This is a genomic window from Membranihabitans marinus (assembly GCF_021729155.1).
GTDB lineage: Bacteria > Bacteroidota > Bacteroidia > Chitinophagales > Saprospiraceae > Membranihabitans > Membranihabitans marinus.
Genome location: NZ_JAJQYA010000064.1, coordinates 1 through 11,100 on the forward strand (window position 1 = coordinate 1; position 11,100 = coordinate 11,100).

Consider the following 11,100-nt stretch of genomic DNA (forward strand, 5'->3'; position numbering starts at 1 on the left):
ATCTATTTAGTTTCATTATAGCTACATTTTTTATAAACACTAAGATAATTAATTTATTTAAATTAGTGCCATTACCCCCGCCAGCGGGGGACATTTTCGAGGATGACCGAATGTAGTTGCTCTTTAGAGCAACCAAATGCCTTAAATAGGCATTTGATGAGGATGACCGAACAATATGCGCAGCATCATTGATCCTTAATGGATCAATGGTGAGGGAACCGAAACTTCCGTGTTTCGGGTGGGTGACTGAATGAAGTTGTCCTGTTGGACAACCCGATGGATTAAATATCCATCGGATGAAGGAACCACGACCACTGCGTCGTGGATAGTGAAGGAACCGAGGTCTCCCGGCCGAGGCATGACTGCCCCATAAATCGATAGGATTTTAGTCAATGTGCTCCGGCGTGACAGCAACGTAATTCGAAAGGTTTTTAGCCACTGCGTGGTGGATGGGGAAACCTAGATGAGATGAAGAAAGCCAAAATTGTTTTTTTATACTATTGAAGTAAGGACCAATCTATTCAGATACTAAAATTTAGCATAGAAATGATTCCATCCACTACAGGGCATTTCGTCCAACAACCTGTAGTGGACTTTTATTTTATGCGTAATACATTTATAGTGGATAAAATTACCCATCATTACTATTCTTAGTCGTATTAATGCACTCTCTAATGCCAAAAACCTATGATTCTTATATTAAAAAATAAAGTCAAGAAAGAAATGGGTATGGCCTCCATTTTGGACTTTCCAATCTGTGTAATGGATTAGGCAGATATTGATTCCGCTCGGTTTTCATAGGCAGTCCTATTAGCAACTCGACGCCATCGATCTATTACAGCTTTGATCGCCCATACCACTATAAATATTATACCGGCCACCACAATCATTCCTCCGGCAAAAGATCCATTATAATATATAGCCAGATAACAACCAGCAATCACAGAAATACTGGCAATAATCATGGTAATGAAGAGCAAAGGGATTAATTTCCCCGACATTAGATAGGCCGTTGCCGGTGGAATGATCATAAATCCCACTACCAAAATAGCCCCCACAGCTTCGAAGGCCATCACAGACACCAAAGACACCAAACTCATTAAAACGTAATGCCATTTCGACACATTGATGCCCAAAGACAATGCAAAGTCGGGGTTAAAAGTCGTCACCTGCCATCCTCTAAATCCAAAAACCAATGTGAGTACAATAATTACAAACACTGGTATTTGATTCCACAGTGCCTTGGGCCCGAGATAGAGATTGCCATCTACTATAACCTTGTCCAATGGCACAAAAGCCAGATCCCCATACAATACACATTCTTGATCTAAGTCAATACCTCCCTTGGTGAATACGGCAATAAGGATTACTCCAATGGCAAACAACCACGTAAATGAAATACCTATGGCTGCATCGTTCTGGAGTCGAGCCTTTTTTGTCAAAAACTCAATCAACACCGTGGTCAACACCCCCATGATGGCGGCACCGATCAACATGGGAAAGGAAGCTCGAGATCCTGAAATCAAATATGCAATCACAATACCTGGCAATACACTGTGAGAAATGGCATCTCCAACCATGGCCATTTTGCGTAGCATTAAAAACACACCCAACAACCCACAATTAAAGGCCACAAACAACGCTGTCAAAACGATTCCTGTATCCATGATTATTTAGGTATTTTACTTTGGTGAGGATCACTCATCGGATGATCCAATTCTTTTAACAATAGTTTTTCTAGATCTGGGGTCAATACATGCTCCATAGTCTCGGCATTGGGATGGATGTGATCGGCAGCCAAATTCATTTTTTCATATAAATATACTTCCCATAATCGATGCAATCGAACCACTCTTTTACTCTCCTCATAACCTTGTTCGGTCAATTTTAATGAGTTTTTATCCAGAATGATCATATGTTTCTTGTCCAACCAACGCAAGCCCTTACTAAAATTATTAGGGGTAAAAAACCGCTGCTCCAATATATCGGTGTACAATATGGATCGGGTCAATGGATTGGCTTCTTTTTCGCAGAATAAATAAATGGTCTTTAGTATATTTTCAACCAAAATTTTATTGGCATTTTCACGCCCCATTTTTATTCTAGAGATCATTCCCGATTTAGGAGCTAAAAAGGCAGACCCCATCGCAAATACGGACAGCACCGTAACTATCCATGGCCCAGTAGGCATATTGGGTGCGGTATAAGACACCAATGCGCCAAACCATCCAGAAAATCCCCCGATACCTGCGGCAATGATTAATAATTTGGACAATCGATAAGACCAAAACCTCGCTGCTGCTGCAGGGGTAATCAACAATGCAGCCATCAAGATAACACCGACGGCTTGGATACCGACGGCAATAGCCATCACAATGGCACTATTGAGCAAAAACTCCATTGTTTTCACTGGCAGTCCAATAGACAGGGCATAGTCCCGATTAAAAACCAATATCTTAAGGGGCTGATAATAAATGACTACAAATAATATAATCAATAAAGCTACCCCACCGAAGACCAACAAATCCGATGTTTGAATCGCTGCAGCTTTCCCCACCAAGAAGGTATTGAGACCACTCTGAGCCGCCATACCAGATCCTTGGATGATGGTGAGAAGGAATATACCAATACCAAAGAAAAAGGATAAAATAACGGCAATGGCCGTATCTTTCTTAAGTTTAGAATGAATGGTTATCCATTCAACCAAATAAGTGGCAATCCAACCTGAAATAAAACTTCCCAGTAACAAAAAAACGGGATCCTTCTCTTGGGCAAACAAAAATCCAATGCAGACCCCGGGAAGGGCAGCATGAGAAATGGCATCCCCTAGGAGGGATGATTTTTTTAAAAAGGCAAATGTTCCTATCAATCCCGCTGAGGCACCAATCAATATGGTTCCAATGACTACATACAGTATATTGGGTTCACGCAATAATAAAAAGTCCAAAACTTCATTCATATTACTCTATTTAGAGAAGGAAGATTGTTATTTTTTAACAGTCCGATTCTTAAATTCCTTTTCCCTCACAGGAAATTCACTCTGCTTCATCAATTCCCCCACCTTACTCAATACATTCAATTGCCCGCCATAGGCCGCTTTTAAATTGGCGTCGGTCAATACCGTTTCCACTGGCCCATAATCAATGACCCGAGTATTGAGCAGTAGTACTTCGTCGAAATATTCACTCACCGTCTGCAAATCATGGTGAACGATAATCAGTGTTTTGCCCTGATCTTTCATGGTCAGCATTAGGGTTAGAATGGCTGTCTCAGTAGCGGCATCCACCCCTACAAAGGGCTCATCCATAAAATAAATATCGGCTTCTTGAGCTAGTGATCGAGCCAAAAAGACCCGTTGTTGTTGACCGCCAGATAATTGACCTATCTGTCTGCGAATAAATGGAGTCAATCCCACTTTTTCAATGGACTGACGGACGACGAGCTTGTCTTGTTTACTGGGTCGTTGAAATAGTTTTTTGGCACTAAACCTCCCCATCATCACAACGTCGTATACACTAGCTGGAAAATCCCAATCCACCGATTCTCGCTGAGGGACATAGGCTATCTTACTGCGCACTTCATGCAAGGGCTCATTGAATATTTCCACATATCCACTATCTGGTGTCAATACCCCCATCAGCGTCTTGACCAAAGTCGTCTTGCCCGATCCATTGGGTCCAATTATTCCGATGAGTTTTCCCGCGGGCATCTCAAAATCCACCTCCCACAAAACGGGCTGGCGGTCATAGGCCACGGTAATATTATGAGCTTCTACTGCAATCGAGGGATTTTTCACTGTCATTGCTTTACATTTAATGCTTGAGTTAATATAGTGGCATTGTGTTTGACCATTCCTATATAATTGCCTTCTGGACTATCCTCAGCGCCCATGGCATCACTGTACATAGTGCCACCAATGGCCAGATTATGTCCTTTATTTTTACATCCTTCTTGAACGGCTTGCATCGATTTACTAGACACAGAACTTTCTACAAACACAGCCGGCACACGATGATCTACCACAAACTGAACGAGATTGGTAATGTCCTTTAAGCCAAACTCACTGACAGTAGATATTCCCTGTAACCCCATGACCCTAACATCATAGGCCCTGCCAAAATATCGAAATGCATCGTGAGAAGTAATCATTATTCTATTTTCTTTTGGTATTTCTAGGACTTTTGCCTTTACCCATTGGTGCAATTGTATTAAAGCGTCCTGATATTTTTGGGTATTTCTCAATACAACTGTACCGTCGAGACCATCGATCTTAGACAATTGCTGACCGAGATAGCCCACACTTTGTTGCCATAAATCTACATCAAACCAAATATGAGGATCGTGAACAGAGGCATCGGTTTCCGACTTTAGCAGCTGATCTTCTTTAAGGCCTCCACTCATTTCGAGCACTATTTTTTCATCCTGTAAGGCATTAAAAATATCCCCCATCTTACCTTCAAGATGCAATCCATTGTGTACGATAATATCTGCTTGAGATAATTGAGCCACAACTTCTGGCGAGGGTTTATACAGGTGGGGATCAACACCAGGGCCCATTAATGTATATACTTTAATATCTGATGGCAATATATTTTTTACTGCATCTCCAATCATTCCTGTGGTACACACCACAGATAGATGAGCAGAGGACTCGGCATTTTCAATTCTACATCCCAACATAGAAATTAGAGCTAAACATCCCAACAGCAGTGGTTTAAAATTCATTTTATTCATAAGTAAGATTAGTATTTGCAATTTAGTTATATTAATCTAAATTTTTATAAAATTGTTTTGAACTTTTTATTTTCAAACCCAAAACAGACTGTAAATAATCAATCGATTGGCATATAAATGTGATAAGTGGATTAAAACAACAATAAATACATAAATTTCATGTAAAATTCAAGTTTTTCTTCACTCCCTAGCTGATCTGCTAAATATAATCATATTAGGTATTAATATTCTGATCAAAATAACCACTGATTTTGTCCATCCTCAAAAAAAAATCTTCATGACCGAAGGATTTATCAGACACTGTGGTCTAAAAAGGAAAAACAAAATGACAATTACGAAGAAGAATTTAATTTTATCCATGATTATAGGCCTAACGAGCTTGCTCTTCACCCTTGTTTCATGCAAAGATGATGATATGCTTTGTGAAGAGGTTACTTGGTATGAAGATGCCGACAATGATGGCCTGGGCAACCCTACGGTCATCCAAAATGCCTGTGATCAACCTGAGAGATATGTCAGCAATGCAGACGATATTGATGATACCAAGGGGACGGCATCGAGTTTACATGCCGCCTTTGCAGATTTTGACTCTACAAATTTCGTGATCTATATCGAAGACAATGAAGTGGTTATCGAATCCAATGGCATGCCCAATCACACATCCCCCTATTGGTCAAATACCACTACCAGATCGGCCATTGACCCCATGGGAAATTCCCTGACCACGCAAGCAGCGTCTGAAAATCACCCTTTATTTGTAGAACCTACAGCCACCTCTTATGAGAGTATGGCACCAGGCAACATCGATGACTTCAATGGCTCCTATACATTGCGGGTCCCTATAGCTCCAACCCTTGCCACATCTACCAGTTCTACTGGATTGGGCCCTATAGGTATGGCAGTGAGTGGAGCCATGATATACAACGACGAAGAAGGTCCCAACGTCCCATTAGACAACGCCGTGCCATCGTTGGATTATACCGCAGCACATACCGGCCCCCAAAGCTATCATTACCACTTAGAACCCAAGGCCTGGTCCGATGACGACGATGTATTAATAGGCATCATCGCAGATGGTTTCTTTCTATACGGTAGGAAATGCTATTCTACAGGTACTTATCCCGACGATTTGGATGAGTCTGGTGGGCATATAGCAGCCACCCAACACAATGGCAATGGCGAATACCACTATCACATTCAAAATGAAATATTTTTAAATCAATACTATTTATTATTTCCAGATGACTATCAAGGCACACCGAATTCAATTCAATAAATATTTTCTATTTGTGTTGCTAATGACCTTGGCTTGTGAGGGTCCAATGGAAGACGATGCTTCCATTGGCTCTCATGATGCCAACACTTGGAAGATCGTTGAAGCAGATTCAATTGTTTTACATCCCAATCAAGGGTTAGTCTACTATCTAGACGAGCCCTTCACGGGAACTGCGGTCTCTACCTATCCCAATGCTCAAACAGCCTCTGTTATTGATTATATAAATGGAAAAAGGCATGGCCACTATATTAAATGGTTTGAAAATGGAATCAAAAGTTATGAAGCACAGTATATTAATGGCAAAAAAGAGGGTCCAGCCTTGACTTGGTGGTCTAACGGCAATTTAAGATCGAGATCCAACTACACTAAGGGGATAGCTCAGGGCATCCAAGAACAATGGTATGTCAGTGGAAATATATTTAAAAAGATTCAACTCACTGACGGTCACGAAGAAGGGATTCAACAGTCATGGAGAGAAAATGGAAAGATATACAATAATTACGAAGCCAAAGATGGAAGGATTTACGGCTTAAAAAGATCAAAACTTTGTTATGAACTCGAAGACGAAAATATTCAATACACCGATTAAGGTTTATGTCTTACTCTGCCTATCCTATCTAATAATGGCATGTGGGCAAAAAGATGAAGCGGCAATAGAAACATATCCACTGCCCTATTACAATCAGGCGACTTTCACCCCTCATTGGATGTCTGAAGATGACAGCAGACTAGACAGCTTTCATCAGATATCTCCATTTCAACTCATCAATCAAGATGGAGAGAAAATTGATGAAGATACTTTCAAGGACAAAATCTATGTGGCCGATTTTTTCTTTACGGCTTGTCCTGGCATCTGTCCTAAAATGACGGCCAACATGGCCGTTGTACAAGATTCTTTTATTCACGATGACGAAGTATTGATTATTTCGCATTCTGTCACCCCATCTCGGGATTCTGTTTCCATACTCAAGACCTATGCGGAGGAGAAGGGAGTGGTTTCAAACAAATGGCATTTAGTTACCGGCGAAAAAGAATTAATTTACAAATTGGGGCGGCAAGATTATTTTGTGGAGGAGGATTTAGGGTTACAAAAAGACATCAATGATTTTCTTCATACGGAGAATTTTGTATTGGTCGACAAGAACAAACACATTCGAGGTATTTACAACGGTTTGAATAAGACTTCCACTCAACAACTTATTGCCGATATCAAAACCCTAAAGTTGGAACAGTAGGTAGGGTGTATTTTGGCTAGCGAGTTTTAGAATTCTCGTCGCAGCGTAGAGACACAAAGCTTTGCGTCTCAGTTGACAATTATGGGAGATGCAAGGCATTGCGTCTCTACGGTGCAAGCACTTTGCTCGTTTACACCCGAAACACTGTGAAATCGGTGGCTGAGCTTTGTCGAAGCCCGGTTCCTTCATCCAATTGATATTTAATCAATTGGGTTGCACTTCGTGCAACTATATTCAGTCATGCTCGGTCATCCTACGGACAACTATGCTCAGTCATATTCTGTTATGCTCAGTCATCTTGGCCGGATGGGGCTGATTGGATTGATGGGGTTGATTGGGTTGATTGAACCGATTCGCCCGATCTATGGGAAATCTGCATTCAGCCAACCTATGCTGTGATATTCCCTCCCTTCAGGAAATTTCTGTGATTATTAAAACGGATCAAAACTTCTAATAAATACGGAATAAAACCAATGACCATAAATTCATATAGAATAATATCATTCTTAAATTCTATTTTAATCCAACAGAAAAATAGAAAAAAACCAGTTTACAAAAGTGGATTATCACATTGCAATTTTTAAGATTTCCAACTGCGAAAGAGATATATTTGTTATCCGCAATCAATTCCCAACCAGAAAATCACAATAAATATGAATTCAGGAATTAGACAAAAGATCATAGACGTTTGCAATCAAAAAATTGAGAAAAAGGGAGAAAATGTCGGCTTATCCTTTTACGCCTTTTTTGCCAATAAAAATGACAATCCTGCTTTACTAATGGAGGTGGCAACCTGGTGGATCATGACCCATCAGCTGGATCATTTTGAGAAGGCTGTTAAAATCAAGAAAATGGTAGAGAACAATATTTAACGACAATTTCAATGTCTTGCGTCTCTACGGTGCAAGCACTTCGCTCGTTCACCACTGGGCTCTGGTGGGTCGGCCACCGCATTGATTGGGGAGGAAAGAGCCATTGACCGTAAATCGGTCTGCGATTTAACAGAATATAAAATAATAATTCAATATTTTTCACTATATTACATTAAGTCATTTGCAATTTAATCTGTAATAATAACAGATTAACAGAAAACTGCAAAATATTATTTAAACACTTCCTCAAAACCGAAGTGGTGTTCAAGTGTTTTGTTTAATGGTCTTAGAAAGTCCATTGTCGAAATTCCAAATCCTTTTAAATAATAACTGAATAGTATAAGCAAACTAAATCCCAATTGAAAATGTGAAGGAATATAGGTTATCCCAAATCGATCATAACAACTGACCTTTCAATAAAAAACCTTCAGAATACGACGCTATCGTTTTATAAAGCAAACCTTCATAAGTACATTATTCTGTATCAATTCCTATGTTACAGAAGGTATTCTTACCCCATTCGAGACTGATATAGACCACATTCACTGTGAGTAATTTTATACATAAAAATTTAAAATTATGTCAGCCTGCAAGAAAGTTAAGAAATGGATAACCAAAAAAGTACAAATCCCCGTCGAAAAAGCCATTAAAAAGGCCAAAAAACAATGCACTGAAGTAAAGAAAAAAATAGAAGAAAAGGTCAAAAAACCCATCGAAGAATGGGTATCTAAGCGGGTTGAAAAATGCAAAAAGAAAAAATGTAAAAAATGGTGCCTCTGTTGCAACAAGTGGTTTTGCTGGATAGAAACCATTCTCGAAAAAATAATAACTTATGTCATTGTCACCGTCATCAAATGGGTGACTTATTTGGTTTGTAAAATAGTAATGATCGTTGTCGACATTATTGTGAAAATAGTGATCAGATTGTTAAAATTCCTCGTCACCTTTTTGGTTTGTATTTTTACCGATCCATTGGAGGCGCTTAAGGCGATATGGGCATTGTGGAAGGATTTACTAGACATCATTGAGGACTTATTTGATTTTATAAAGAGTTTGGTCTGCGACCTCATTGAATTTATTAACGATTTCAAAGGGCTGACCTGTGGTTTGGCCCAATCATTTAGTTATGTAGGCCTCGTCCTTTTCGGATTTGTGGATGGTGGTCTTTCACTGGTACAGCAATTAATAGAAACCGTCTGTAATTTCCTCAACGGGGTAAAAGATGTTGTCTTCGGCATCTTAAACCTTAATGGATGTAGACTGAGTGGCGGATTGACCAATATAGGTGTGGGTATTGCCAGAATTATTCTAGACATTATCGGTGCACCAGGCTGGATACTGGTCAGTGGTATAGCGAGTAATGTACGCAAAATGAAACTCAAAAAAATAATAGAGTCTTCCCTTTCCCAAGCCTTTCCCGAAGATGAAAATCGAATAAATCGAATCAAAGATAAGATGCACTTTTATGCCTGCCCAATGGGCCTACCTGTAGAATTGGATGCAAGGAGAATGTGCATTCCCTCGGGTCGATACTTAAGAGAATTGCACATCAGGGGCCAAATCAATTTATTTGCTTTAGCAGGTCAAATCAATGGTTGTGACGATAAAAAATGGGCCACTCAAACATCGTCAGTATTGGGAGAAGTGGTTTATGAGGGAACAGACATAAGGGTTTCGTATTTCGATTTAAAGCGATTTATAGATGAAGGACCAGATGCCATAGCCCCTTTTAATGTTTATCCCATACGGTTAGAACGATTTGAAAATTTCTTGCGCATAGCCCAAACAAAAGCCTATCAATTGGGCTTGGCGTTTTCTTGGGGTGAAATAATAGACTATCCCATTGATCGAGAACAGGATCCAAACTTTCAGTTTGTACCAATGGATCAATCCGTACACGAAAATGTATTTACCGACTTTCCACGATCTGGCATCAACGACGCTTTATGCAAGGTCCCTACCCTAGCCATTTTTAGATACCTCAATGACGATCCGAGTTATGGATTGACCAGTTGGTTTAGACCCCCTCCGTATCAAACTCCCTGCTCTGGGCAAATCGACGACACGATTCCCTACCCTTACAGAAGCAAGAGTGGTGTAAGTTTCACTGATCGAATTCCTGAATTTGTATTTGGCACCGTATTGGTTCATGAATTGGGTCACTATTTTGGACTCTGTCACGACAATCACAATGGATTGGAGTACATCATGTATGTTCCCAGAAGTGCTGAAAGTCATGTTACTGGCAATACATTTTCAGAATATTTACTCCTCAGTGGTGGGCCTTCCTTCACCTTAGACGATGCCAAAGAAACCTGGCGTTGGTTGACCAATGTAGCCGATGACTCATGTTTATTCCCGGAGATATAGTCACTTGATATGCAAGCTATGAAAAATTACATTATACACGATCAGGAAAATCTTTTGAAATTAATCTCAAAAGAGAAAATTAATTTTAATGGCAAAATTAAAATGAATATTGGACAACTGAGTCAGGATGAGAATGCCCAATACGAGAAGTATTTCAATGAATATTACAATGCTTGTGGATGTGAAATGGGATCATTCTTCTGTTTTGTATCCATCTTACTCTATTCGATATTTGAAATATTTCACAACGATAATATCAACTGGTTGACCGTCAGAAATGGGGTGATTATTTTTTTCTTGTCTGCTGGACTTGGCAAAATCATTGGCATTTTCATTGCAAAAATGAGACTTAAAAAAGAAGTGACTGAACTCTTGCATCGCCTGCAATGACCATAGACCATCGCGGAAACTTTTCTCCCCATTGGCAAATTCATGGGGCAAAAATTTCGATATTCTATCAGAATTAAAGATACTGTGATGATTTCTAGTGAGGTCAAAATTTTTAAAAAATGTAATCGTCCGTAGGTTTCCCGAATGATGACCGAGCATGACTGAATGAAGTTGTCCGGAGGACAACCCAATCCATTAAATATGGATTGGATGAAGGAACCGA

General features: G+C 39.8%; 10 protein-coding genes. 6 read left to right on the top strand and 4 right to left on the bottom strand.

The genetic code is table 11. The features are described 5' to 3' along the window. Positions 1-767: 767 nt before the first annotated feature. Genes LVD51_RS19720 through LVD51_RS19735 form a run of 4 tightly spaced genes read right to left on the bottom strand, consistent with a single transcriptional unit; the run spans position 768 to position 4,734 of the window. Positions 768-1,667, bottom strand: coding sequence for a metal ABC transporter permease (locus LVD51_RS19720; protein WP_236973101.1), 900 nt, complete (start codon positions 1,665-1,667; stop codon positions 768-770). Positions 1,668-1,669: 2 nt separating this feature from the next. After that, the gene (locus tag LVD51_RS19725) at positions 1,670-2,959 is read right to left on the bottom strand and encodes a metal ABC transporter permease (protein ID WP_236973102.1); all 1,290 of its coding nucleotides are present in this window, start codon (positions 2,957-2,959) and stop codon (positions 1,670-1,672) included. Between the two features lie 27 nt (positions 2,960-2,986). Next, positions 2,987-3,802: a metal ABC transporter ATP-binding protein gene (locus LVD51_RS19730; protein WP_236973103.1), complete on the bottom strand. Its 816-nt coding sequence runs from the start codon at positions 3,800-3,802 to the stop codon at positions 2,987-2,989. Further along, positions 3,799-4,734 (bottom strand): metal ABC transporter solute-binding protein, Zn/Mn family, encoded by a 936-nt coding sequence (locus tag LVD51_RS19735; RefSeq protein WP_236973104.1) that lies wholly within the window; start codon positions 4,732-4,734, stop codon positions 3,799-3,801. The genes LVD51_RS19730 and LVD51_RS19735 overlap by 4 nt, the downstream gene beginning before the upstream one ends. Positions 4,735-5,059: 325 nt before the next feature. On the opposite strand from LVD51_RS19735, the gene LVD51_RS19740 reads away from it, so the two are divergent. The 6 genes from LVD51_RS19740 (at position 5,060) to LVD51_RS19765 (ending at position 10,877) form a co-directional block, all read left to right on the top strand. After that, on the top strand, positions 5,060-6,010 hold the full coding sequence (locus LVD51_RS19740; protein ID WP_236973105.1) for a YHYH protein: 951 nt from the start codon (positions 5,060-5,062) through the stop codon (positions 6,008-6,010). A 22-nt stretch (positions 6,011-6,032) separates the two neighbouring features. Continuing rightward, a complete protein-coding gene (locus tag LVD51_RS19745; protein ID WP_394803199.1) occupies positions 6,033-6,599 on the top strand; it encodes a toxin-antitoxin system YwqK family antitoxin in 567 nt (188 codons plus the stop codon). Then, positions 6,562-7,245 carry an SCO family protein gene (locus tag LVD51_RS19750; RefSeq protein ID WP_236973107.1) on the top strand — a complete coding sequence of 228 codons (684 nt, stop codon included), beginning with the start codon at positions 6,562-6,564 and terminating at the stop codon, positions 7,243-7,245. The genes LVD51_RS19745 and LVD51_RS19750 overlap by 38 nt, the downstream gene beginning before the upstream one ends. Before the next feature lie 653 nt (positions 7,246-7,898). Further along, positions 7,899-8,117, top strand: a complete 219-nt coding sequence (locus tag LVD51_RS19755; RefSeq protein WP_236973108.1) for a DUF6500 family protein — start codon at positions 7,899-7,901, stop codon at positions 8,115-8,117. Positions 8,118-8,696: 579 nt separating this feature from the next. Continuing rightward, positions 8,697-10,487 carry a zinc metalloprotease gene (locus LVD51_RS19760; RefSeq protein WP_236973109.1) on the top strand — a complete coding sequence of 597 codons (1,791 nt, stop codon included), beginning with the start codon at positions 8,697-8,699 and terminating at the stop codon, positions 10,485-10,487. Between the two features lie 18 nt (positions 10,488-10,505). Further along, entirely contained in the window at positions 10,506-10,877 is a 372-nt protein-coding gene (locus tag LVD51_RS19765; RefSeq protein ID WP_236973110.1) for a hypothetical protein, read from the top strand. Positions 10,878-11,100: the final 223 nt, after the last annotated feature.

What these genes read in the sequence shown, in the direction of transcription:
- LVD51_RS19725 (WP_236973102.1), bottom strand. Translation starts at nt 2,959, where the DNA reads ATGAATGAAGTTTTGGACTTTTTATTATTGCGTGAACCCAATATACTG.
- LVD51_RS19765 (WP_236973110.1), top strand. Translation starts at nt 10,506, where the DNA reads ATGAAAAATTACATTATACACGATCAGGAAAATCTTTTGAAATTAATC.
- LVD51_RS19720 (WP_236973101.1), bottom strand. Translation starts at nt 1,667, where the DNA reads ATGGATACAGGAATCGTTTTGACAGCGTTGTTTGTGGCCTTTAATTGT.
- LVD51_RS19760 (WP_236973109.1), top strand. Translation starts at nt 8,697, where the DNA reads ATGTCAGCCTGCAAGAAAGTTAAGAAATGGATAACCAAAAAAGTACAA.
- LVD51_RS19740 (WP_236973105.1), top strand. Translation starts at nt 5,060, where the DNA reads ATGACAATTACGAAGAAGAATTTAATTTTATCCATGATTATAGGCCTA.
- LVD51_RS19745 (WP_394803199.1), top strand. Translation starts at nt 6,033, where the DNA reads ATGACCTTGGCTTGTGAGGGTCCAATGGAAGACGATGCTTCCATTGGC.
- LVD51_RS19730 (WP_236973103.1), bottom strand. Translation starts at nt 3,802, where the DNA reads ATGACAGTGAAAAATCCCTCGATTGCAGTAGAAGCTCATAATATTACC.
- LVD51_RS19755 (WP_236973108.1), top strand. Translation starts at nt 7,899, where the DNA reads ATGAATTCAGGAATTAGACAAAAGATCATAGACGTTTGCAATCAAAAA.
- LVD51_RS19735 (WP_236973104.1), bottom strand. Translation starts at nt 4,734, where the DNA reads ATGAATAAAATGAATTTTAAACCACTGCTGTTGGGATGTTTAGCTCTA.
- LVD51_RS19750 (WP_236973107.1), top strand. Translation starts at nt 6,562, where the DNA reads ATGAACTCGAAGACGAAAATATTCAATACACCGATTAAGGTTTATGTC.